Here is a 23,568-nt window from a genome sequence, read left to right as displayed (position 1 = left end):
AAATATTAGTCGCGGTCCTTGCTCAGCTTACGGAAGGCCAGCGGATTAGCCGTTAGCTCAGCCTGCTCGCGGCGACGTTGTACAATATGGGTAGCTGTAAAAAGTGCTTCCATAAAGGAATCATGGGAGGCTACATTCTTACCTGCAATATCATATCCTGTGCCGTGATCAGGAGAAGTCCGCACAATCGGCAAACCTGCCGTGAAATTAACTCCGGTTCTTGACGCAATATGTTTGAACGGAATAAGTCCCTGATCATGGTACATAGCCAGCACAGCATCAAATTTGGTATAGGTATCACTTGCAAAAAAGCCATCTGCCGGATAAGGTCCGAAACAGAAAATTCCTTCTTCATTTGCCTTTTCTACTGCAGGACGGATAATATCACGATCCTCTGTACCTATCAATCCGTTATCACCGGCATGAGGATTAAGTCCTAAGACGGCAATTTTGGGTTTTTGAATCCAAAAGTCTGTTTTCAGACTCTCATTCATCATCCTCAATTTATGCAGGATCGCATCTTCTTTAATAGCAGCAGAAACTTCATGAACCGGAATATGCCCTGTCACTACTCCTACTCTCAGCTCTTCACTGATCATAAACATCAATACGTCATCTGCATTTGTCCTTGCCTGCAGGTATTCGGTATGTCCGGGAAAGTGAAATCCTTCCTGTTGAATATTATGCTTGTTAATCGGGGCAGTCACTAAAGCATCTATTTTGCCTGCATTCAGATCTTCAACAGCTTTTTCCAACGATAAAAAAGCATATTTACCTCCTGTTTCATTTTCTTCTCCCAGCGTAATCTTTACATCTTCCTGCCAGCAGTTGATCATATTTGCACGTTTTGGATTCGCCTGATCGGGTTCATTGATCACATTAAAACTAAAGTCATTTATTCCGATAGCTTTACGATGAAAAGAAGCGACTTTAGTATTTCCATAAACAATCGGAGTGAAGAATTCTAAAACCCGATTATCCATCAACGACTTGATAATTACTTCAAGGCCAATTCCGTTAACATCACCAATAGAAATCCCAATCTTTAGTTTCTCACGCATAATTATTTACTTTAATGCTTCAAAAATAACGAAAAAACATCAGCATATGTTGTCAAATCATCAGAAAAACATTTGCGAAAAAATATTTCACTTTTTTTTGTAAATATTTTTATTTTAGAAACAACCGTTGTATATTAGTAATGAGATTCACCCAATTATTTAACCTAAAGCTACAGAGGTATGAAAAAATTAATCTCAAAAACATATTACTTCAGTCTTTTTGTTGTGAGTATTTTTATTTTTAAATCCGCAAAGGCAGATTGTAAAACCGGAGACACTATGACCGATGCTTGGGATTGCCGTACATTTTACATATGCGCAAAAGGTACATGGTATATACAGCGTTGTCCATATAAAAAGGGATTTGATAGTGGACAATGCAGACCTATACAGGATTTACCTTCATGGCATCCATGTCGTACATCACTGGGCGGAAACGCTAGCACAAGTCTTATAAATCCTCCCAACAGCTCTAGCTCATGGCGATTTAATGGTGGACAAAGCATTTCAATTGCTATTTCCAACTTCAATATACTTCCTGTTACGTATTCAATAAGTAGAATTTCACTGTTATCAGGAGGTGTAATATTTCCAGGAATGACTATAAATAAAAGTGACTCCATATTCGGAACTCCTCCCTTAGTATATAACTACAGTATAAGCACAGGATCATCGGCCGCTTTTATATCATTTGTGGCTACGTGGTAGCCGTATTCATAAATTTTTTAATTTCAACATTATGAACCGTCCATTTTCATTACTACTATCTCTTCTTTTTGCTATATTCTCTTGTAAAGAAGCAAAAGACGATACTAACCCGGCATTTGGTTTAATTCCAATCGATATGACCGCGAATAAAGCCACTTCTATAGATCCGGAATTAGAAAAACTGGCAAAAGGAAATGCTTTTATAAATATTGACGTTAACTATTTCAAACAAAATACGTCTCTCCAGAATCCTAAGATTTCACCTGAAGAAAGAAAAAAATTAAAGGCCGTTGCTTACAGACTTTATTCCAATATCGTCACTAACAACAACAAAATGACATTAAAGGCTAAAAGTGGAGCTGAAATCGGGATTTCCGAAGAAATCTACACTATATTTAACTCCAGTATAGAAGAAGCTAACCGATATACTGAACAATATAGTAAAGATCCTAACTATCATGTTCCATCTATCAGTGAGAATTATTTGGAATCACTTCTGAAATAAACTGTTCTAATCTCTTCGGTTATCAAATTCGTATTAATGAATGAAACTGAGGAATTAATTTGGATAATCGACAAAAAATTCTAACATTTGGGCTTTCCATCGGGGGTTTAGCTCATTTGGCTAGAGCGCTTGCCTGGCAGGCAAGAGGTGACCGGTTCGAATCCGGTAATCTCCACCACTTAATTTAAAAAGCCTTTGGTTATCCGCCAAAGGCTTTTTCTTTATAAATCCACTACACTATGCCTATTAATAAAAACGTTTTTTGCCCTATCACATCCCTAAGATGATTATCTTTGCCACAAAGAGATCAATATGAGTACGGTAAGAGCAAAAAAACATTTAGGACAACATTTTTTAAACGACAAAAACGCAGCACAGAAGATTGTGGATGCTTTAGATCCTAAATTGGGCTTTTCACATGTGCTTGAAGTAGGCCCCGGAATGGGTGTACTCTCTGATTTTCTTCTTCAAAAACCGGAATATCAGACTTATTTGATCGATGTAGATGACGAATCTATCGAATTTCTTGCGGATAAGTATCCGGAATTAGGCGATCGCCTGATCCACGGTGACTTTTTAGCATTGGATTTTTCAAAATATTTCGGCCCAAAAATGGCTGTAATCGGAAATTTTCCCTACAACATTTCCTCTCAGATTCTTTTTAAGATCCTGGACGAGCGGCAGCGTGTAGTCCAAATGACTGGCATGTTTCAAAAAGAAGTAGCTGAACGCTGTACCGCCAAAGCGGGTAGTAAAGAATATGGTATTCTGAGTGTGTTTCTGCAAGCCTATTACCATGTAGAATACCTCTTTACAGTGAAGGCAGGAGCCTTTACTCCTCCTCCCAAAGTTCTTTCCGGTGTAATCCGCATGACACGCAATGAGAGAGAAGAGCTGGATTGTGATGAAAAACTATTCTGGCGGGTAGTCAAAGCAGGGTTTAACCAACGACGCAAGACCTTGCGCAATTCTCTTTCAGGAGTCGTTCCAAAAGATAAAATGTCCGACAATCCGTTATATGAATTACGGGCTGAACGCTTATCTGTAGAAGATTTTGTCCAATTGACTAATGAAATTTCAGCTGTGAATTAAAAAACTGGTCTATGAAGCACTTTACAATTATTGGCGGAGGTGTAGCCGGATTGACCGCAGCCATTGGTCTGCAGCAAATTGGTATACAGGCTGATGTTTATGAAGGTGCCCCAGTACTCAAGGGAATCGGTGCCGGATTTGGTCTTGCAGCCAATGCTATGCAAGCACTGGAATATCTCGGACTCAAGTCTGAGGTAATGTTACTGGGACACCTGCTTCCCGATTATAATATTCTTGATGAAAAAGGACAGATACTGGTTGCTCCGGATACGTCCTCCATTTCGCAACGCTACAAGCAGGACAATTTTGCTATCCATCGTGCCGACCTTCATCAATACTTGCTTTCGAAAATAAGTTCTTCATCGTTACACCTCGGTTATAGAGCAATACAAGTGCAACAATATGAGGAAAAGATTATCGTTACTTTTGATAACGGACACACTATCGAGACGGACTATCTGCTGATCGCTGATGGTGTCAAATCGGCATTAAGGCAGCAACTGATTCCTTCTTCTGCACCACGATACTCCGGTTACACCTGCTGGCGTGCTACAATAGACAATTCAACCATACAACTGGACAAGGGATCTGAAACCTGGGGAGCTAAAGGCAGATTCGGTATGACCCCACTGGTGGGAAATAAAATTTACTGGTATGCCTGTATCAACACGACAGCCAATAATCCGCTTTACCGCAACTGGAATATAGAAAACCTTCGAAAACATTTTGCTTCTTATCACCACCCTATCCCTCAGATATTAAATGAAACGGAAGATAACCAGCTTATATGGAACGATATTATTGATATTAAACCATTGAATCAGCTAGCTTTCGGAAATATACTGTTAATGGGAGATGCCGGACATGCAACCACTCCGAATATGGGGCAAGGTGCCTGCCAGGCTATAGAGGATGTTGCTGTACTTATAGACGAACTGAAGAAAGACAAAAGTATAGCACAGGCTTTTGTAGATTTCGAAAAAAGAAGATTATCCAGAACACGATATATTACAGAAACGTCCTGGACTATCGGAAAAATAGCACAATGGCAAAACCCGGTTCTGATAGCTGTGCGTAATTTTTTAATGAAAATTCTTCCGGAGAATCTTCAACAATACAAACTGAACAAGCTATTGAATGTTGATTTCATGGAAATAAATAATAAAAGATGAGTACGAAAGTTTTAATCGTCGATGACGTACATGAAGTTTTACTGGAAAAACTACAGGAAGCCGGAATTGAATATGATTACCAACCGGAGATCACAAGAATTGAGGCTGAAAAACAAATCAGCGAATACTCGGGACTTGTGATCCGTTCAAAATTTCAGGTGGATAGCGCTTTTATGGATCTTGTACCCGGACTTTCTTTTATTGCACGGGCAGGAGCTGGCATGGACAATATTGATGAAGCTTACGCTGCTTCACGTAACATTACACTGATCAATGCACCCGAAGGGAACCGTGATGCTGTAGGTGAACATATGACCGGCATGCTGCTTAGTCTTATGAACCATCTTAATCGCAGCCATCAGCAGATAAAGAACAAACAATGGCTGCGTGAAGAAAATCGCGGTTATGAACTGAAGGGGAGAACGGTAGCATTGATAGGATATGGTAATAACGGACAGGCAATGGCAAAAAAACTATCTGGATTTGACGTCAATGTAATTGCTTACGACAAATATAAAACCGGGTTTTCAGATGAATACGCCAGAGAGGTCTCCATGGAGGAGGTTGTTAAATATGCAGATGTTCTGAGTTTCCATATTCCATTAACCAGAGAAACCAAAGGTATGGTTGATCAGGAATATTTATTCCACTTCAGAAAGCCTATTTTCTTTTTGATGGGTGCCAGAGGTGGTATTGTTGATATTCCGGCGGTATTGAAAAATCTTGACAGCGGTCGGATCATTGCTGCTGCATTTGATGTTCTTCCTGTAGAGAAGTTCCCTTCCCTAGGCGAACAGCCCTGGTTTGAGGATCTGATGAGTCGGGAAAATGTACTGGTAAGTCCGCATGTAGCCGGCTGGACTTTTGATAGTTATTACAAACTGTCTGCAGTCGTTGCGGAAAAGGTAGTTACATTCTTAAAATAAGTATTAGAGCAAGTTAACCGTCAAAAATACCAGCACAAACTGTAGTATCAGGCTAAGATCCAACAGATACGCATAGTGATAATGGCCTTCCTTGCGGAAAACAAAAAACTTTAAAAAAGCAGCAATGAGTATATCCGTCAGCAACAAGCCCAGTACAATTCCGGGGTTATATCCTGTAACTGCTATCAAGGTAATATGGATAAGAAGTAAGGCATAACATAATCTTTTTGCTTTTTTCTCTCCCAACATGTTAGGTAATGTTTTGAGATGATAATACGAATCCTGTGCAATATCCCGAATATCGAAAGGCAGCGTACAGATAATTAATAAAAGAAATTTTAATACGGCTAATGCTCCCAACAATCGTGTATCGATTATAATCCCCTCGCTAAACAATTCAATATAGGGAAGGATGACACTACTGCAGACCCACACCAGTGCGATATGAAAAATCTTTGCTCCTGGCAATTGTCTTAATCCTACCCTGCGCCCCTGATATCGAAATACCGGAAAACCGTATAATACACTCAGCAAACCAATGACACCCAGAAATAAGAAGGAATTGAAGTGTATCTGAAAAAGGCAGTACAGCAATATTCCGGCAGCTATAATGGTGTTGAGCCACAATACCCATTCATTTCCAAAGACCCATCTGGTACGTGCAAATCTGGATTCTTGCGGATTTTTAGGTCTGGACCATAACAAACTAAAATTGTAAAGCATTAAGGTGGCTGCCCCTTCTACCAGAATAATGGCATAGTTCATCGGCTGACTGAAGACATAATACGTCAGTGCACACTGTGCCATCGCTGCCAATGCAATAAGCAGGTTGGTGTAGATAGATATATAAAACAGCTGTCTGATAAATTTCATAAGGCTCTGCCTGTTTCTTAATGAACCTCTAACAATCGTGTTATAGGGACACATAAATTTCGGTATAAGGGTTTTAAAAATTGATATTTCGTTGCAAAAAAAGTAAATTAGTGCTTCATTTATCCAAAATGGACAATTTGAATAAATATTTGTCTGATTCCGATAAGTGACAAATATAATTAAGTATAAACCAAAAAATAATATGAGTCTACAAATTAAATCATTTGAAGAATATCAGGATGTCTACAAACAAAGTGTAGAAAATCCGGAAGATTTCTGGGCGGGGGTTGCCGAAAATTTCTTCTGGAAACGTAAATGGACAAATGTACTGGACTGGAATTTTAAGGAGCCAAAGATTAAGTGGTTTGAGGGAGGAAAGGTAAATATCACAGAAAACTGCCTGGACCGTCATATTTATAACCTGGGAGACAAACCTGCTATTATCTGGGAACCAAATGATCCGAATGAAGCACACCGAATCCTTTCATACAAGCAATTGCTTGCTAAAGTAGAGCAATTTGCGAATGTCCTTAAGAATAACAATGTCAGCAAAGGCGACCGTGTTTGTATCTATCTGCCTATGGTTCCTGAATTGGTTATTGCGGTATTAGCCTGTGCCCGTATAGGTGCCATTCACTCTGTTGTATTTGGAGGATTTTCGGCTCAGTCTATTGCAGATCGTATTACGGATGCACAGTGTAAACTGGTCGTTACCTCTGATGGCAGTTTCCGTGGAAATAAAACCATCGAACTGAAAAGTATTGTGGATGACGCACTGATGCAGTGCAAGTCTGTAGAAAAAGTAATCGTACTGACCAGAACCCGCACACCGGTATCTATGATCAAAGGGCGTGACGTATGGTGGGAAGATGAAATCAAAAAAGTAGAAACACAGGGAAACCCTGCTTGCCCTGCTGAAGAAATGGATGCAGAGGATACCTTATTTATCTTATATACCTCCGGATCTACAGGAAAGCCTAAAGGTGTCGTCCATACGACAGGTGGCTATATGGTATATGCAGGATATACTTTTGCGAATACGTTCCAGTACCAACCGGGAGAAGTATATTTCTGTACAGCAGATATCGGTTGGATCACAGGGCATACTTACATCGTCTACGGACCCTTATCTCAGGGAGCTACTTCTCTGATGTTCGAAGGTGTGCCTACATACCCTGATGCCGGCAGATACTGGGATATTGTGGACAAATTCAAAGTAAACATCTTATACACTGCTCCTACAGCAATCCGTTCGCTGATGGCATTCGGAGATCAGTTTGTTGACAACAAAGACCTTTCTTCTATTAAAAAACTGGGATCAGTAGGTGAGCCGATCAATGAAGAGGCCTGGCACTGGTTTCACGATAAAATCGGAAAAGGGAAAGCTCCTATCGCAGATACATGGTGGCAGACGGAAAACGGGGGACACCTTATTGCTCCTATTGCCGGCATCTCTCCTGCAATACCGGGATATGCCATGTTACCCTTACCGGGTGTACAGCCGGTGCTGGTAGACGAAAACGGAAATGAGATAGAAGGAAATGATGTTTCCGGAAATTTGTGTATCAAATTTCCTTGGCCGGGTATGCTGCGTACAACGTGGGGTGACCATGAAAGATGTCGCCAAACGTATTTCTCTACTTATGAAAACATGTATTTCACAGGAGACGGATGTTACCGTAGTCCTGAAGGGTATTACAAAATCACAGGTCGTGTCGATGATGTATTGAATGTGTCAGGACACCGCATCGGTACAGCAGAAGTAGAGAATGCCATCAATATGCACTCTGATGTAGTCGAGTCAGCGATTGTGGGATACCCGCACCCGGTAAAAGGACAGGGTATTTATGCATTCGTTATCGCAAATCATCATATTGACGAGAACAGTACGCGTCAGGATATTCTGCAGACCATTACACGTATCATCGGAGCAATTGCCAAACCGGATATTATTCAGTTTGTACCTGAACTTCCGAAAACAAGATCAGGAAAGATTATGAGACGTATCCTTCGCAAAATTGCAGAAGGTGAAGTATCCAATCTCGGAGATATCTCTACATTACAGGATCCCAACATTGTCCAGACAATTGTAGAAGGAGCTGAAAAACTTAAGAAATAGTACAAAAATTAGCGAGACAACAAATATTGTCTCGCTTTTTTGTAAAAAACCCAATAAAAGCCTGATTTTTCGACAAAAATTTAGTATTTTGTTTCCCTAGTAATACTTTAAAACAAAGACTAAATGCTATTTGCCGTTCTATCAGGACTAATAACATCGAGCCTTATTGTTCCGTTTGGGAGATTTCTGAAATCCAAATGGGGTTTTATTCTCGCTTTTTTGCCTTGCATCTTATTTCTATATTTTCTCCAATATACAGCAGCTATAGTTGACGGAAATATTATTCATCAGCACATTTCATGGGTACCATCCCTTGGAGTTGACTTTCAGTTTCGGCTGGATGGGTTATCCCTGCTGTTTACATTTCTGATTACAGGGATCGGTACAGCCATTTTTCTGTATGCCCGCTCCTATCTTAAAGGCTATCCCAATTTTGACAGGTTTTTCGGCTTTCTCTGTCTCTTCATGGCAGCCATGCTCGGGGTGGTGCTTTCTGACAATATTTTCCTGTTGTTTATCTTTTGGGAACTGACGAGTATCAGCTCTTTTTTTCTGATCGGCTTCAATAATGAGCAGAGTGATTCCCGGAAAAGTGCGCTGACGGCACTAAGCATTACCGGACTGGGCGGATTCTTTCTACTGGCCGGACTGACCTTACTTGGAAATATTGCAGATACTTATACTATCTCTGAATTAGTCGATAAGCGATCTTTAATTATAGAGCATTCCTTATATCCCCTTATACTGGGTCTTATATTTATTGGTGCTTTTACCAAATCGGCGCAATTCCCTTTTCATTTTTGGCTACCCGGAGCCATGAAGGCTCCAACTCCGGTTTCAGCTTACCTGCACTCTGCAACTATGGTAAAGGCCGGTATTTATTTGCTGGCACGCTTCTTCCCTATTCTGGGTGGTACGGAGTACTGGACTTATCCCCTTCTCATAGTCGGTGGGATTACCATGTTGTACGGTGCGATACATTCGCTCTTCAGAATCGATATGAAAGGTGTACTGGCCTATTCCACCATCTCGGCATTAGGCATATTGACTTTTCTGTTGGGTATGGGTACAAAAGAAGCGATTATAGCTGCTGCAGTGTTTCTGCTGGTACACGCTTTGTACAAAGCGACGTTATTCCTCATTACAGGTATTATCGATCACGAAACCGGCACACGTGATCTCAGTAAGTTACAGGGATTAAGAAAAGTATTATTTCCGGTAGCTGTTGCAGGGCTCTTAGCTTCTCTTTCCAGTGCCGGAATGCCGCTTACTTTAGGTTTTATCGGCAAAGATCTTATTTATGATGCTACGTTGAAATTCGATACCCAATTAGCTCTTTTTGTAACGATAGCTGCGGTAGTCACGAATATTGGCTTAGTTGCAGCTGGATTTATGGCGGGAATCAAACCTTTTGCAGGAAAACTTCCGGATCAATTTAAAGATCTGCATTTACCTTACAAATCGATGTGGATACCTCCGCTGATATTAGCCGTTTTAGGGTTACTGTTGGGTATCTATCCAAAATGGATTGGAGATATACTTACACAACAGACTGCATCCAGTATATTCGGAAGTAATGTGGAAGTTCATCTGAAACTATGGCACGGCTTTAATACTGTTCTTATTCTGAGTCTGCTGACTTTAGCATTGGGTACGATTCTCTACCTGATCAATAAACCCAGCAGCAGTAAGTTATTAAAAGTTGAAAAACTAAATGTACTGGCACCACAGACCCTATTCACCCGTTTTGGAAACGGTTTTGTGGTCTTTTCAAATCGCTATACGCAGACGCTGCATAATGGTTTTTTGCGCTCCTATCATCTAAAGATCATTTTGTTTGCAGAGGCTTTACTCGCTTATAAACTGTATCTGAGCGGGCCGATTTATATAGACTACAGCAAGTTGTCCGCTATAAGTATATACGAAGTCTCGATCGTGCTTATCCTGATCGGTGCACTTTACCTCGTAGTAAGCACTTCATCCCGTTTAACAGCTGTTGTCTCTATGAGTGTTATCGGGTATTGTATCTGTCTTCTGTTTGTGATCTATAGTGCTCCGGATCTCGCAATGACCCAGTTTACGATCGATACGTTATCTACCGTATTGTTTGTTCTGGTTCTCTATAAGCTACCCGTATTTATGAATTATATGGGACCCAAAGTACTTATCCGCGATGCTATAGTGGCCCTTTCTTTTGGCGCGTTACTTTCTATGATTGCGCTCAAAGTACTCCAGGAGCCGGTGGATACTGTCGTAAGTGATTTTTATGGGGCAAATGCCTATCTGATGGCAAAGGGTAAGAATGTTGTCAATGTGATTCTGGTGGACTACAGAGGTATCGATACTATGTTTGAAACGATAGTATTGGCCATTGCAGCTCTTGGTGTATACAGTTTATTGAAATTAAGGTTAAAATCTTCAGAAAAAGAATAGATATGAAAAGTATAATTTTACAGACAGCATCCAAATACCTGCTTCCTATCTTATTGTTGTTTTCTGTTTTTCTTTTATTGAGAGGTCATTATTTTCCCGGAGGAGGCTTTGTTGGCGGTCTGGTGGCTTCGATAGCTTTTGTCCTGCATAGCTTTGCTTACGGTACAGAGCAAACCATGAAGATCCTTCGTTACAAGCCACTTTCTCTGATTCCAATCGGCCTGGGGATCTCCAGTCTAAGTATGGTAGCGCCTCTGCTCTTTGGAAAACCTCCTATGACGGGCCTTTGGATTGAGCAGAAGATTCCCGTTATCGGGATGATCGGATCAGCTCTATTTTTTGACATTGGAGTCTATCTGGTCGTCATCGGCGTAGTATTGACTATTTTGTTTACCATAGCCTTAAATACAGATTGATATGGAGCTGATACTTGTTGTACTGATCGGCCTGCTGTACGCAGCAGGAGTATATATGATCCTCAGAAGAAGCATGGTCAAATTATTATTAGGGATCATGCTGTTAGGCAATGGCACTAATATTCTGATTTTCCTATTGGGAAACATCACGAAAGGAAAGCCTCCGGTGATTGATCCGGATCTGAGTATATTCAATGATATCTATGCAGATCCCATACCACAGGCTTTGATCCTGACTGCTATCGTTATCAGTTTTGGTCTTACAGCCTTTGCCATTGTATTGCTCAAAAGAGTATACGCCCTGATAAACAGTGATGATTTAGATGATTTAAATACTCCAGAAGAAGACGATATATGATTGACAATTACATACTAGCACCTGTTTTTATTCATTTGTTTACCGCCATAGCGCAGCTTATATTCTGGCGAAAGACAGTGACACAGCGTGTATTAAGTATTTTGGGCAGCACCCTGGGACTGTCTGCCGCTATCAAGCTTTTCGCAAGAGTCTATGATGGCCCTATCTTAACAATGAGTGCAGGAAACTGGGATGCACCCTTCGGAATAGTGTTTGTAGCCGATACTCTGAGCACGACATTAGTACTTCTGACCTCTATAGCTTGTTTGGCAGTATCCATATTCTCTGCGACTGGTATCAGTCGCCAACGTATACGCTATGGTTATTTCCCGATCTTTCATTTTCTGATACTGGGCCTTAACGGAGCTTTTCTGACAGGGGACATCTTCAATTTATATGTTTATTTTGAAGTGATTATTATCTCTTCTTTTGTGTTGATGACTTTGGGCGGACGAAAGGCTCAGCTGGAGGGTGCCGTAAAGTATATGGCGATGAATATTCTGGCTTCGACTTTTTTCCTGACAGGGATTGGCATTTTATATGGCATCACAGGCTCTCTGAATATGGCTGATCTGGCGCTAAAAATCCCGAATGTCAAAGATCAGACACTTGTAGGTATTACATCTTCATTTTTCATTATAGGATTCGGAATCAAATCAGCTGTATTTCCTTTGTATTTCTGGCTTCCTTCCTCCTACCATACTCCTCCGTCTGCTGTTGCAGCAACATTTGGCGGATTATTAACTAAAGTCGGTATCTATGCCATGTTCCGCATTTACAGTCTGATATTTATACCCAGTCCCTTTATGAAGAATCTGCTTCTTACATTGGCGATTCTGACTATCGTAACGGGCGCTTTAGGGGCGATGACAAAAACCAATATCCGAAGGTTATTTTCATACCTGATTGTATGTCATATCGGATTTATGGTGGGAGGACTGGCGATGTTCAGCAAACTCGCTCTGATGGGTGCTGTATTCTATCTGATCCACGATATTATGGTCAAGACTAATCTGTTTCTGATTGCTGGACTGATAAGGCAATTAAGGGGATCGATGGATATGAAAAAGATCGGTGGTCTGTATGCGGAATATCCAAAGATATCCTTGCTGATCGGCATTGTACTTTTCTCTCTGGTTGGTATTCCTCCGCTTTCTGGTTTCTGGCCTAAGATTTATCTTATTCAGGATGCTTTCCGTCTGCAAAACTATGCTTTTATTGCCGCCATCATTTTAGGAAGTTTTATTACGCTGTACGTCATCGCTAAGATGTGGTCCGAGGTCTTCTGGAAGAAGCCGGATGATGAAGCAGAGATGGAGGATAAATTTGAACCTTTACCTTTATACAAAAAGATATTACTAGTCGCTCCGATAGCGATTCTGGCAGGAGTATCTTTATACATTGGCCTCAATGCTGAAGCTATTATAAAGGTTTCGGATAAGATTGCTACTGAAATGTTAGACACGCGTCCGTACATACAGGCTGTACTGGGCAAATAAAAGATAATTGATATGATAAAACAATTTTTAATGAACCTGCTGCTTTGCTTTATATGGATAGCACTGACAGGTTCGATGTATTATTCAAATTTTCTTTTTGGTTTTCTGCTGGGATTCTTTATCCTGTGGATCATGAATCTCAATGAAACGGATCAAAGATATTTCTACCGTGTACCCAAAACGGCAGGATTTGTACTGTACTTTCTGTATGAGATGATTGTCGCCAATATCCAGGTTGCTTATGATGTAATTACCCCTAAATATTTTTTTAAACCGGGTATAATCCGATATCCGCTAAATGCGAGAACAGATTTTGAGATAAACTTGCTGGCTACGATTATTTCCCTTACACCGGGAACACTGATTCTGGATATCAGCAACGATAAATCGGCTTTATATATTCATGTGATGTACCTCAAGGATAAAGATAAATTTATCGCTCAGCTTAAGAATGGATTTGAAAGACGATTATTAGAGATTATCAGATGATGCTAAATACTTATTTCGATTATGTAATCCTCCCAATTTTAACTATTTCGGTCATCTTAACGTTTATTCGTTTGTTTAAGGGACCTGATGTAGTAGATAGGGTCATTGCCTTAGATCTGATCATCACCATTGGAATCGGGATCATTACAGTTTACAGTATACGTACACAACAGGAGGTGCTGTTGGATGTCGCTATTATACTTGCTCTGATTGCTTTTTTGGGAACAGTAGCATTTTCATATTACCTAGAAAAAAAAGATCATCATGACTGATATATTTTTAGCCATATTCAGCACTATAGGTGCATTAGCTATTTTATTTGCTTCTATCGGCATTCTGCGTATGCCGGATTTCTATTTACGTCTCTCCGTTACCGTAAAGGCGGCCACGTTGGGTGTAGGTTTTTTCCTGCTTTGTGCAGCGATTATCTTTCCGGATGTATCCGTCACAACCAAGGCTATCGCTATCACCTTTTTCCTGATATTAACAGCTCCTGTGGCTGCACATATGATAGGCAGAGCAGCCTACATTACCGGGGCAAAGCTATGGAAAGGCACAATTATAGATGACCTTGAAGGAAAATACGATGAGGAAACCCATCAGTTGAAAGGGGAAGAGGAAGATTAGGCTTAATCAATTTAAACCCCTCACGAATAATCGATTAACACTTATAAAGTTTAACCAATTCTAAAATATACCAACCTAATTATTCAATAAGGAAATTTGGCTCCCTTGTAAGTTTATAAATAAAGGATGGATTAAAATCTCCAATTATTACATCGTTTATTTTTAAAATACAACCTAGAGTTGTAGTAAAAATAATTCATATGCTATAACTTTGTGTAATAATATTTGAAAATCTTAATAATATAAAATTTAAGCTGTAAAAGCAACTTCTTAAACAAATTATTAGTTAAGTTTATCTATATTTCAGAACCATTAGTGTTCAAATCTTGATTTTACAATTATCCTAAATAAATATTGTTATCCAATTAACAACTTAAAGCTAATCATTATGAAAATTAAAGCCTCAAATCTTATTATCCTACTAATTATCACTTTTTTCTCATGTAAAAGAGAAGTAATAATACCTTTAAATGAACCTAAAATATCTACAAAAGAAGAAATTAAAAAATTAGCGTCCATGCATAGTGGAGGTCTTAAATATATCAAAAATTTTAGCGCAAAAACTAAAATAAGAGTTGAATCCCAAGCATCCCATTACTCTAATATACAATCTAATGAAACTCCAAATTTACAACAGGCTGATATTTCAGCAATATATTGGGGGTTTCATGATTATGTCTCTGAAAATAACCTTCAGCAATATGCTTTTTTAGGAAGTTCTACTCCAGGCTTTAATTTTGATAATGTTAGTAAAATAAGTTTAAGCGCTAATAACTCTGCTTACAGTGCGAACTTTTATATATTAGCAAATCAAATATCCAATATTGAAGGGAACTCTTTGTCAGAAATTGAAACACAAATCAATTCTATAGAGAGTTCTACAACTTTTCAAAACTTAAATCAAATTGAAAAAACCATTTTGTTAACTTCGTCGGAAGTTTTTATAGATTCATATATCCATTGGAGTAATGAACCTCAATTAAATCAAATTCCGCAAAATATTGCTGCTAGAGGATGGTTTGGTAAATTTTTTAAAATAGTAAAAAGTGATTTCTTAGGTGCGGTTGGAGGTGGTCTTGCCGGCGCAGCTTTTGGAGGCCAGGTTGGGGCAGGTATTGGAGCAGTTCTGGGAGCTATTAATTGTTCTGCTATAGCAGCTCTAGCAGCAGAAAATCCCTTTATTATTACTATACCAGAGGAATTTGTCGTTGTTAACGGTATAACAATCCCTAAACAGTGGGATGAAATAGTTGTTCCCAACAACAATCCAATTGAAACTCCTATCGGTTTGAATTTTCCTGAAAATTATACTGGTGTATATACTTATGCTACAGATTTAGCTTCCCTTTCAGATTCAATGGTTGATCCTGTTACTAATGTATATAAAGGAGCAAACGGATTATATTATTACAATTCAAACTTGACATGTTTGCTTCCCGATGGATTTTATAGAAATGAAGGAACATATTATAAAGTCTTTATGGGAAAAGTTATAGAAACTGGCACCCCTCTTCCTCAATGCCTAACATGTCCAGGCCCTAGTCAACCTGTTTTTTATCCATTCGTAGAATGTGAATAATTAAAGTTACTTAATAGAGATTTAAGACCAATAAATGATTCTGAATCTCTATTAATTCTTTGTGGTAATATTAATTACACATATATTAATCCTCAGATTAGCTATCTGAAGAACTAATCGTATAATTATTAATGAGAGCAAACGTCAATAGTAAAATTTAATCACTGAAAAGAGTTACTTGATTCTTTTGTAAACAGTAAGATTAACAGAATCTTTAATTCTATTGATGAGAAAGTTCATTAAACACTAAATCACAAAATAATCTCTGAAAAATATTAGAGCTATACTGAAAATATTATACAGCACATTAAAATACCAGCGGTAATAGTATTGCTTTTTAAATATAATATAGTAACCCGAGATTCCCAAAAGGACAAAACATCCAAGAATTGCAGGAATTCGGACCAACTGATCTGCTATGCTGTGCAATACAATGATCCATTCCGGCAAATATAAAAGTGATCCGTAAACGAATACTGTACTTGCAAAAAAGATCAATATAGCTACAGAACCCCAGAAAACCAGTTTTGATTTCCGGATATCTCTTTCTTTCAGATATGTCTGATTTTCCATAATTATCAGTAATTGGTCAGTATTAAAATGTAATGAATATTTGTTAAAAAAGCCCTCCCGGATAAATCCGGGAGGGCCATTATTAATAAACATATAAAACTTCCCTGCCGACTCAAAACAACAGGAAAGCTTTAATTTTAACTTTGCGGAACTAGCTTAATAGTTCCCGCATCATTAGTAAAATACCCTTTTGAATAAGTTCCGGTAGGCTCAACATACTTCAGTTCTTTAAAGCGAACTCCCTTCAGTTCGTATTCCTGATAGAATTCCAAACCTGTAGGCGTATACCGATACGAATACATTACTCCTGCCACTGATAACGCTCTCTTAGTCGTTGCATTTCCAAAACTTGCCGGAAGAGATTCAGTACCCACCTCAAATTTGTAGTTTGAAAACGGCTGGAATTTAGCCGCTGCAGCTCTGTAAGATGCCGCAATAGTAGCCGCTTCCGTGCTTTTAATAGGAATCATAACAATTTTATTGTATGTTTTTCTTCCTTCCATAACAATTGAATCAGCACTGGTTTTGGTTACTAAAAACTCAAAATCCCCTTTCATACCTGATTCATTAGCACCGATCCCAGTATACTGTCCGCCTGGTAGACAGAAGTAATGGATAACTGCATTATAGGTATCAAAAGTTAAGATTGGTCCGGCACCCGGATAAACTGTATACATACTGGTTGCAACAGTAGTATTTCTGTCACCTTCTATAGTTACATCCGTTGCAGAGGTAAATTTTGCGAACAATGTATATCCACCAAATTCTTTATTTGCACTTGGAAAGTACTTAATTAACCAACCATCTTTATTGGCTTGTAGCTCTCCGTATGCACTAGCGACACTGGCATTCAGACGTTCAGTAGGACTTTTTTCAAAAATACGGTCCATCTTCTTTTCACAGCCAGTTGCCAATGATAAAACCGCTATACCTATTATAAATAATTTCAATTTCATAATTCTCAATTTAATGTAGTTTGATCAAAGGTTCCCAACTTAGAATATCTGTTCAAAATCTCCGCTCTTAAGACATCCATATCGATGTTCCATGAAGATTTCATGTAGTTCTTAACGATCGCCAATTTAGAGAGTACGATGGCTTTTCCAGCTGCAGATGCATTTGGAGTATTCAGGATAGCATCAAAATCTGCCTGTGAACGTGTTACATAAAAAGAAAACAGCTCAGCAAAATCCTCTCCATGACTCTTTGACGAATACTGAGAGATAAACCCTGCTGATATAGCTGCTGCTAATCCTGCAGTATTTCCTGGATATGTTGTACTCCACTCGTCTTCAACATAACCTCCTCCTGTAATTTCAGCAAAATTACTTGGATAAGGCTTATTTTGATTCAATATGTGCTGAAATTCATGATGGATTGTTTTAAAGAACCAATAGTTCAAAAATGTTGGATTTTTTCCATTAGTTTCGTTCATTTCCAACAAATTATATAAAGATACTTTTGTACCCGACTCTGCTGTACCCAAAATGATTGTACCATTATTGTTAACGGGCACAGATCCGGTATATGTAAGTAGCTTAGGAAAATTACCTCTTATAAACTGCGTACTACCTGTTACCTGATCGTATGCACCAATCACAGAATATAACATCAATTTAGTAAGCCGAATGGAACCGTCATATGGTGCAGGCACCAAATTATAAGCCATGTCAGATTCTTTATCAACGAATTTATACAAAATTGCCACATTATATGGTTTCGTATAATTGTTATAGATGTAGTTATCCAATGCATTCTTAGGTACTTCGGAATCAACAAACACACTGTTAGGATTCAGCTTATCTTCTTTTGAACATGCTGATAACATGATCAGACATGATAACGTCAATATATTTCTTATTTTCATAATTATCTAGGATTTGGGGTTAAACCTGCACTAATTACATCCTGAGGTAATTGAATAGCACGACGATTGTCCCTTACCACCAGGTTGTTATCTAATAGTTTAAAAGTCAATGCACTGGTATTTGTTCCTGAGGCTTCACGTCTCGCGATCTCAATTCCATATCGTTTTACATCAAACCATCTGAAACCTGTATGTAGATTTTCGAATCGTCTTAATGACAGTATTGCATGTATCATATTTTCCTGAGTACCCGGTTCAACAACAAAATCCGGATTTAACTTTTTCTTAGGCGTTGGAGCAGTTGGTGTAAAATATGCAAAACTATTCGCCCAGGTGTTAATAGATGCCTCCGAAATTGTCAAAGGACTAACCAGGGTATTGTTATTAATATAGATCTGCATATCCGAGATTGCATCTGAATATTTTTTAAGATGAATATTTGCCTCCGCTCTGGTTAACAATGCTTCTTCAGATGTAATAGGACTTAATACTGCTCTTGCAAAACCCGTTCCGGCAACTGGATCAGTATATTCAAACATATATACAACACGAGGAACAAATACTTTATTGATAGTAGCCGCTACATATCCAAAAGCTCTCATTCTATACGCTGTAGAGCTTCCGGTAGTACCATAGATATTTCTGGTAAAAAGCGTCTCCGTTCTTGCTATTGGCCATCCATGATTAATTCTATTATTTGTAGTGTATCCTCCTGATCCAAAAGTTGTACCTATAGCCGAATAAGCTGTAGCAACAAGAAAATTAGCTTTAATAGAACTTGCATTATACTCTCGTCCCATATTTAATGCACTTGCACTGAAACTGGCAATTGTATTATAATCTCTCAAAGTTTCACTCGGATTATTATTTAAAGCTCTGGATGCATATTCCGCAGCCTTTGCCCAATCCTCCATAAATAAAGCAACACGTGCAGCAAAAGTATAGGCCGCTCTTTGGTTAAAGTGATACTTAGCGACACTACTGTTAGGATATGCATTATCACTAATCAATGGTAATCCTTCTTCCAAATCTTTTACAATAAAATCATAAACCTCTTTTACTGTATTTCTCTGGTATTTAGGATTTAAAGTTGTTTCACCTTTCGTCATGTAGGTAATACCTAAATCAGTAGCTGAATATTTTTGCGAATAATTTTGAGCAAACATATTCACCAAAATCCAGTGATTGTACGCTCTGGCTACCAACGCTTCTCCCCTTTGTGCAGAAAGACTACTTGGGTTTCCAGCTTCATCAATTGCCTGTAATGCTGCATTGGCACTTGCAATAGCACCATATCCTGCACTCCAGATAAAATCGATACCATCATTATTAGGTTCGGTAATATCTTCCCATCTGAAAACCTGCTCTACAAACCGGCTATAATTTGTCATGGTTGGTCCAAAATCATCCACATTATCAGATGACATCTCCGCTACCAATGCATACGAAGTTTCGGGGTAAGCTGAAGTCAATAGTTTTGCAATCTTCTCTGTATTATTTAGTTCAGCTCTGTTATCTGGCAAAGGATCCAAAAACTTCTTACAGGAAGAAAGTCCTGCAGACAATAGTCCTGCAGACAACAATAGATAAAATATTTTCTTTTTCATAGTATTAAAATCCCATTTTTAAGGTTAATGTATATTGTCTAGCAATCGGTAAAGCTACACCTCCGGAATTAACAAACTCCGGATCTTGTCCATTTAACCGTTTATCTGCATAGATCAACCATGGATTAATCACATTCAATCGTACTCCCAGATTAGACATCTTTAGAGATCTTACTAAATCTTTAGGTAATTCATAAGCTAATGAAACATCTTTCAGACGGATAAAATCTCCTTTAGCAAGTGTTTCTGTTGAGTAGTTGTACGCATTATAAGCATAACTATATTGACTGTTGTTACGGATAAAACGGTTATCCAGTATTACAGGAATATTAGTTAAGTTTTCATCACCTGGAACGGTCCAGGCATCCCAGAATTCACGTGGCATTGCATTAAGATCTGAATAACCTGTAGCATATGCCGGATCTCTACGTATAACATTACCAAATGAATACGTAAGGAAGACATTCAACCTAAAGTTTTTGTACGTGAAAATATTACCAAAACTACCCATGTCTGTAGGATCTGTTGGTCCTTCATATTTCAGATAATCGAAGTTTTCTCTGCTTTGAAAATTGATACCTGTAGTAGTTTGCGTACCGTTAATATAATTGAAAACAGGTAAACCGCTGCTTGTCAAATGTGAAAATGGAATCGAGAATAATGAACGAACAGGATATCCTTCAAGCGCAAATCCATTTCCAACGATCAGATCACCAACACGACTATTGTTCTCTAATGATGTTACTTTATTTTTCGCTTTGCTATATATGAAGCTGGAACTCCATGAAAAGTTATCATTTTTTAGAATTGTTGCAGATAAACTGAACTCTACCCCGTGAGATTCCATGTCTGCGACGTTACCATATTTCGAAATTTCCCCTCCTAATCCTTGTGTATTAACAATACCAATTAGATCAAAGTTCTTTCTCTTGTAGTAGTCAAAGTCTAAAGCTATACGATTTTGGAATAAGCCTATAGACGTTCCGAAGTTAAACTCATGTTTCTTTTCATACGTTAATTCTGAGTTTTCAAGAGTAGAAATGTTTAATCCTGTCTCTTTATCTGAAACGTTTGGTCTCCATGGATTAAAGCTTCGGATAATTACTTTAGAATTTGTTACAAAAGCTGGGCCCCTATCTGCTGTTAAGCTATAAGATGCTTTAAGAGATAGATTTGATATTGGTGACTCTAATGCCTTAAAGAAACTCTCTTCCGTTACATTCCACATACCAGACACGTTCCATGTCGGCATCCAGCGGGCAGAAGTTGTTCTTCCTAAGCGATTTGTACCTTCATAACGTAATGTTCCATTGATGGTATAACGATTATCAAACGTATAGTTTGCCGTTCCGTAAAATGCAACTTGTCTGCTTCGGGTATTACTTATCGTGTAATACTGCGAATTTTCTTCCGCTCCTTTTTTGAATACTTTGTAATCAACAAACGGAATCTCACCTAAATCATATTGCATACCCCAGCCTCTGAACCAGTTGTTATTTCTGTCTACAGAGTTAGATTCCGCTCCCGCAAAAACATACAATTTATGAATATCATTGAATGTCTGATCATATGCTGCTGTGAAACGAAAATCTTTTGTCCACATTTTGTAGTCTGTACGGTTGTAGATACCACCATTTGGTAATACTGTTTCAGGCACTGCATAAGGATTATCCGGATTCGTGTACAGGAATGGATTCGCATCACGAATAAACGTTGTTGGCATCCATCTGTAAGCTAAAGCCTGATTTGACTGATCCTTAATATAGTGTTGTTGAGAGGTTTGCTGATATCTCGTTGCAGCTAATAATCCCAATTCCAAAGGCTTGATTACTTTCCATTTTAATTCACCCTGAAACTTAACATCTGCGGCATTAATGTCCATGTAGTTGTTCTCCAATTCATGAAGAATATTAAACGGAGCATAATTTCGAGCGTAAAATTCATTTGGATCTAAAGTACGAGATGAATTTAATGCATATGAGTATGGATTAATATCAAAATCACGTCTTACATCCATAGTTACCAAGTTGACAGATTGTCCCAAAGTACCCGGAGCACGTTGATCACGATATGATCCGTTAGATCTCAAATCTAATTTTAAGTTATCGTAAAGATTATAAGTAGCATTGAATAATGCTGTGTAACGTTTTACATCACTTTTCTTAGTCCAGCCGTTATCAAATACTCCACTTAATGAGGTATAGTATTGCGCTTTTTCTGTTCCGGATGTTAAACTGACAGAATGGTTTTGCATAACAGTACGGCTAAACAGTTGCTTAAACCAGTCTGTATTTCTGTACTCTGCCTCTCTCAAGTAAGCATTTTTACTTTCTGTTGTATTTTCCAGTTGACCAGACTTAATCAACTCATACATTTTACCATAAACACCTGACACAGACCTACTTGCCACATTAGCCATATTTAACCAGCCACGCTGCTCTAACATCTGATAAAATGACATTTGCTCCTGCGAGTTCATGATATCAAAATTATTATAAGAAGGGATATCACGAGAAGTAAATTCGCCTACATAACTTGCTGAATTTCTACCAGCAGTTCCTCTTTTAGTCGTTACAACGATAACCCCACCCATTGCACGGGCACCATAAATAGATGTTGCAGAACCATCTTTCAACACTGTAAACGATTCAATATCGTTTGCATTAAGGCCTGCTACAGCAGAACTGATTAACGTTAATGCATCTCCGGAGGAAAGATCATCAGATGAAACATCGGCTACATCCTCAATGATAATACCATCTACAACCCATAACGGTTTAGAGCTTCCATAAATAGAAGTCGCACCGCGGACACGGATTTTAGGAGCTGTACCAAATGTTCCTGTAGTATTTTGCACACTCACACCGGCAACTCTTCCTTCCAGCGCTCTGGATGGATCAGGCAAACCTCCTAATTCAATATCTTTCATATTTACTTTAGCAGTTGCTCCGGTAAAGGTACGTTTATCAATCTTTGCTCCAAGACCGGTAATAACGACTTCTTCTAAAGCTTTATCTTCATTAGATAATTGTATTTCAATAGAAGAGCGTCCTGACACACTGATTTCTCTTGGATTGAATCCGACAAATCGTACAACTAAAGTTGCATTAGATGCGGCATTGATAGAAAAATATCCCTGATCATTAGTACTTGTCGAAGTCGAAGACCCTTTTACAGAAACTGTTGCTCCTGCAAGTGGTCTGCCGTTCTCATCTTTGATGGTTCCGGTAACAGGTCTTTGAATATCAAGATTACGACTTGCTACTGATGTAATTTTATTTACAGTAATTGTTCCTGCAATTATTTTAAAGGAATAGTCTGTACTATTCAAAACGTTAGAAAGTGCACTCTCTACAGAAGCACCTTTCAATTCTACATTTACAGGTTTAGCATTTCTAATCACCTCATCTTCATACAAAAACCTGTATTTGGTTTGTTTAGAGATGGATGAAAATACTTCCTCCAATTTTGCGTTTTTCAATGACAGGGATACTTTCTGAGCCACACTATCAGCATGTACACAAGTCATAAAAACCAATGATAGTATAACCGTAATTTTCATGGTTAGTAATAATTGGCGCAAACGAGCTTTTTCCTGACGCGAATCAAGCTGTTTGCGAAATAATAAGTTTTTCATACATTTGAGTAATTGGGTAATTTGGGT

Annotated in this window: 21 protein-coding genes and 1 tRNA gene; 15 read left to right on the top strand and 7 right to left on the bottom strand. The window is 38.5% G+C overall.

Annotation, left to right across the window (positions count from 1 at the left end; all coding sequences use genetic code 11):
• Positions 1–5: 5 nt before the first annotated feature.
• Positions 6–1,061 (bottom strand): 4-hydroxythreonine-4-phosphate dehydrogenase PdxA, encoded by a 1,056-nt coding sequence (gene pdxA, locus I6J03_RS12075; RefSeq protein WP_003011252.1) that lies wholly within the window; start codon positions 1,059–1,061, stop codon positions 6–8.
• Positions 1,062–1,241: 180 nt separating this feature from the next.
• On the opposite strand from pdxA, the gene I6J03_RS22920 reads away from it, so the two are divergent.
• The 6 genes from I6J03_RS22920 (at position 1,242) to I6J03_RS12045 (ending at position 5,464) form a co-directional block, all read left to right on the top strand.
• Positions 1,242–1,769 carry a chitin binding peritrophin-A domain-containing protein gene (locus I6J03_RS22920; RefSeq protein ID WP_198137137.1) on the top strand — a complete coding sequence of 176 codons (528 nt, stop codon included), beginning with the start codon at positions 1,242–1,244 and terminating at the stop codon, positions 1,767–1,769.
• A gap of 31 nt (positions 1,770–1,800) precedes the next feature.
• Positions 1,801–2,274 (top strand): hypothetical protein, encoded by a 474-nt coding sequence (locus I6J03_RS12065; RefSeq protein ID WP_003011256.1) that lies wholly within the window; start codon positions 1,801–1,803, stop codon positions 2,272–2,274.
• Between the two features lie 101 nt (positions 2,275–2,375).
• Positions 2,376–2,452, top strand: a tRNA-Ala gene (locus I6J03_RS12060).
• A 134-nt stretch (positions 2,453–2,586) separates the two neighbouring features.
• Entirely contained in the window at positions 2,587–3,366 is a 780-nt protein-coding gene (gene rsmA, locus I6J03_RS12055) for a 16S rRNA (adenine(1518)-N(6)/adenine(1519)-N(6))-dimethyltransferase RsmA (RefSeq protein WP_003011259.1), read from the top strand.
• An 11-nt stretch (positions 3,367–3,377) separates the two neighbouring features.
• Positions 3,378–4,538 (top strand): FAD-dependent monooxygenase, encoded by a 1,161-nt coding sequence (locus I6J03_RS12050; RefSeq protein ID WP_003011262.1) that lies wholly within the window; start codon positions 3,378–3,380, stop codon positions 4,536–4,538.
• Entirely contained in the window at positions 4,535–5,464 is a 930-nt protein-coding gene (locus tag I6J03_RS12045) for an NAD(P)-dependent oxidoreductase (protein ID WP_201693702.1), read from the top strand. The genes I6J03_RS12050 and I6J03_RS12045 overlap by 4 nt, the downstream gene beginning before the upstream one ends.
• 3 nt (positions 5,465–5,467) lie before the next feature.
• Here the strand turns inward: I6J03_RS12045 and I6J03_RS12040 are convergent, their stop codons facing one another.
• Positions 5,468–6,337: a UbiA prenyltransferase family protein gene (locus I6J03_RS12040; RefSeq protein WP_003011270.1), complete on the bottom strand. Its 870-nt coding sequence runs from the start codon at positions 6,335–6,337 to the stop codon at positions 5,468–5,470.
• Positions 6,338–6,539: 202 nt separating this feature from the next.
• Between I6J03_RS12040 and acs the strand changes: the two genes are divergently transcribed.
• The 9 genes from acs to I6J03_RS11995 all read left to right on the top strand — a co-directional run bounded on the left by acs (position 6,540) and on the right by I6J03_RS11995 (position 15,857).
• Positions 6,540–8,456, top strand: a complete 1,917-nt coding sequence (gene acs, locus I6J03_RS12035) for an acetate--CoA ligase (RefSeq protein WP_232279828.1) — start codon at positions 6,540–6,542, stop codon at positions 8,454–8,456.
• A gap of 123 nt (positions 8,457–8,579) precedes the next feature.
• On the top strand, positions 8,580–10,889 hold the full coding sequence (locus tag I6J03_RS12030; RefSeq protein ID WP_003011276.1) for a putative monovalent cation/H+ antiporter subunit A: 2,310 nt from the start codon (positions 8,580–8,582) through the stop codon (positions 10,887–10,889).
• Positions 10,890–10,891: 2 nt separating this feature from the next.
• Positions 10,892–11,305 (top strand): Na+/H+ antiporter subunit B, encoded by a 414-nt coding sequence (locus I6J03_RS12025; protein ID WP_003000617.1) that lies wholly within the window; start codon positions 10,892–10,894, stop codon positions 11,303–11,305.
• A 1-nt stretch (position 11,306) separates the two neighbouring features.
• A complete protein-coding gene (locus tag I6J03_RS12020) occupies positions 11,307–11,663 on the top strand; it encodes a Na+/H+ antiporter subunit C (RefSeq protein WP_003000619.1) in 357 nt (118 codons plus the stop codon).
• Positions 11,660–13,162 carry a proton-conducting transporter transmembrane domain-containing protein gene (locus I6J03_RS12015; RefSeq protein WP_003011279.1) on the top strand — a complete coding sequence of 501 codons (1,503 nt, stop codon included), beginning with the start codon at positions 11,660–11,662 and terminating at the stop codon, positions 13,160–13,162. The genes I6J03_RS12020 and I6J03_RS12015 overlap by 4 nt, the downstream gene beginning before the upstream one ends.
• Before the next feature lie 12 nt (positions 13,163–13,174).
• Entirely contained in the window at positions 13,175–13,651 is a 477-nt protein-coding gene (locus I6J03_RS12010) for a Na+/H+ antiporter subunit E (RefSeq protein WP_201693701.1), read from the top strand.
• Positions 13,648–13,923, top strand: a complete 276-nt coding sequence (locus I6J03_RS12005) for a monovalent cation/H+ antiporter complex subunit F (protein WP_003000626.1) — start codon at positions 13,648–13,650, stop codon at positions 13,921–13,923. Before I6J03_RS12010 ends, I6J03_RS12005 begins: the two co-directional genes overlap by 4 nt.
• A complete protein-coding gene (gene mnhG / locus I6J03_RS12000; protein ID WP_003011286.1) occupies positions 13,916–14,278 on the top strand; it encodes a monovalent cation/H(+) antiporter subunit G in 363 nt (120 codons plus the stop codon). The genes I6J03_RS12005 and mnhG overlap by 8 nt, the downstream gene beginning before the upstream one ends.
• A gap of 388 nt (positions 14,279–14,666) precedes the next feature.
• Positions 14,667–15,857 (top strand): hypothetical protein, encoded by a 1,191-nt coding sequence (locus tag I6J03_RS11995; RefSeq protein ID WP_003011288.1) that lies wholly within the window; start codon positions 14,667–14,669, stop codon positions 15,855–15,857.
• A gap of 246 nt (positions 15,858–16,103) precedes the next feature.
• Here I6J03_RS11995 and I6J03_RS11990 read toward each other — a convergent pair whose 3' ends face one another.
• The 5 genes from I6J03_RS11990 to I6J03_RS11970 form a co-directional block, all read right to left on the bottom strand.
• On the bottom strand, positions 16,104–16,430 hold the full coding sequence (locus I6J03_RS11990) for a hypothetical protein (protein WP_232279829.1): 327 nt from the start codon (positions 16,428–16,430) through the stop codon (positions 16,104–16,106).
• 137 nt (positions 16,431–16,567) lie between these two features.
• Positions 16,568–17,386 carry a DUF4302 domain-containing protein gene (locus I6J03_RS11985; RefSeq protein ID WP_003011291.1) on the bottom strand — a complete coding sequence of 273 codons (819 nt, stop codon included), beginning with the start codon at positions 17,384–17,386 and terminating at the stop codon, positions 16,568–16,570.
• 5 nt (positions 17,387–17,391) lie between these two features.
• Positions 17,392–18,297 (bottom strand): zinc-binding metallopeptidase, encoded by a 906-nt coding sequence (locus I6J03_RS11980; RefSeq protein WP_039990438.1) that lies wholly within the window; start codon positions 18,295–18,297, stop codon positions 17,392–17,394.
• Positions 18,298–18,299: 2 nt separating this feature from the next.
• Positions 18,300–19,904: a RagB/SusD family nutrient uptake outer membrane protein gene (locus I6J03_RS11975; RefSeq protein WP_003011295.1), complete on the bottom strand. Its 1,605-nt coding sequence runs from the start codon at positions 19,902–19,904 to the stop codon at positions 18,300–18,302.
• Between the two features lie 4 nt (positions 19,905–19,908).
• Positions 19,909–23,541 carry a SusC/RagA family TonB-linked outer membrane protein gene (locus I6J03_RS11970; RefSeq protein WP_003011297.1) on the bottom strand — a complete coding sequence of 1,211 codons (3,633 nt, stop codon included), beginning with the start codon at positions 23,539–23,541 and terminating at the stop codon, positions 19,909–19,911.
• Positions 23,542–23,568: the final 27 nt, after the last annotated feature.

It is taken from the genome of Sphingobacterium spiritivorum (genome assembly GCF_016724845.1).
Classification (GTDB): domain Bacteria; phylum Bacteroidota; class Bacteroidia; order Sphingobacteriales; family Sphingobacteriaceae; genus Sphingobacterium; species Sphingobacterium spiritivorum_A.
The sequence above is the reverse complement of the archived record's forward strand: the minus strand, read 5'-3'. Positions and strand labels throughout refer to the sequence as shown.

Excerpts from the sequence above, each read along its gene's own strand:
- pdxA (WP_003011252.1), bottom strand. The coding sequence starts at position 1,061 with ATGCGTGAGAAACTAAAGATTGGGATTTCTATTGGTGATGTTAACGGA.
- I6J03_RS22920 (WP_198137137.1), top strand. The coding sequence starts at position 1,242 with ATGAAAAAATTAATCTCAAAAACATATTACTTCAGTCTTTTTGTTGTG.
- I6J03_RS12065 (WP_003011256.1), top strand. The coding sequence starts at position 1,801 with ATGAACCGTCCATTTTCATTACTACTATCTCTTCTTTTTGCTATATTC.
- rsmA (WP_003011259.1), top strand. The coding sequence starts at position 2,587 with ATGAGTACGGTAAGAGCAAAAAAACATTTAGGACAACATTTTTTAAAC.
- I6J03_RS12050 (WP_003011262.1), top strand. The coding sequence starts at position 3,378 with ATGAAGCACTTTACAATTATTGGCGGAGGTGTAGCCGGATTGACCGCA.
- I6J03_RS12045 (WP_201693702.1), top strand. The coding sequence starts at position 4,535 with ATGAGTACGAAAGTTTTAATCGTCGATGACGTACATGAAGTTTTACTG.
- I6J03_RS12040 (WP_003011270.1), bottom strand. The coding sequence starts at position 6,337 with ATGAAATTTATCAGACAGCTGTTTTATATATCTATCTACACCAACCTG.
- acs (WP_232279828.1), top strand. The coding sequence starts at position 6,540 with ATGAGTCTACAAATTAAATCATTTGAAGAATATCAGGATGTCTACAAA.
- I6J03_RS12030 (WP_003011276.1), top strand. The coding sequence starts at position 8,580 with ATGCTATTTGCCGTTCTATCAGGACTAATAACATCGAGCCTTATTGTT.
- I6J03_RS12025 (WP_003000617.1), top strand. The coding sequence starts at position 10,892 with ATGAAAAGTATAATTTTACAGACAGCATCCAAATACCTGCTTCCTATC.
- I6J03_RS12020 (WP_003000619.1), top strand. The coding sequence starts at position 11,307 with ATGGAGCTGATACTTGTTGTACTGATCGGCCTGCTGTACGCAGCAGGA.
- I6J03_RS12015 (WP_003011279.1), top strand. The coding sequence starts at position 11,660 with ATGATTGACAATTACATACTAGCACCTGTTTTTATTCATTTGTTTACC.
- I6J03_RS12010 (WP_201693701.1), top strand. The coding sequence starts at position 13,175 with ATGATAAAACAATTTTTAATGAACCTGCTGCTTTGCTTTATATGGATA.
- I6J03_RS12005 (WP_003000626.1), top strand. The coding sequence starts at position 13,648 with ATGATGCTAAATACTTATTTCGATTATGTAATCCTCCCAATTTTAACT.
- mnhG (WP_003011286.1), top strand. The coding sequence starts at position 13,916 with ATGACTGATATATTTTTAGCCATATTCAGCACTATAGGTGCATTAGCT.
- I6J03_RS11995 (WP_003011288.1), top strand. The coding sequence starts at position 14,667 with ATGAAAATTAAAGCCTCAAATCTTATTATCCTACTAATTATCACTTTT.
- I6J03_RS11990 (WP_232279829.1), bottom strand. The coding sequence starts at position 16,430 with ATGGAAAATCAGACATATCTGAAAGAAAGAGATATCCGGAAATCAAAA.
- I6J03_RS11985 (WP_003011291.1), bottom strand. The coding sequence starts at position 17,386 with ATGAAATTGAAATTATTTATAATAGGTATAGCGGTTTTATCATTGGCA.
- I6J03_RS11980 (WP_039990438.1), bottom strand. The coding sequence starts at position 18,297 with ATGAAAATAAGAAATATATTGACGTTATCATGTCTGATCATGTTATCA.
- I6J03_RS11975 (WP_003011295.1), bottom strand. The coding sequence starts at position 19,904 with ATGAAAAAGAAAATATTTTATCTATTGTTGTCTGCAGGACTATTGTCT.
- I6J03_RS11970 (WP_003011297.1), bottom strand. The coding sequence starts at position 23,541 with ATGAAAAACTTATTATTTCGCAAACAGCTTGATTCGCGTCAGGAAAAA.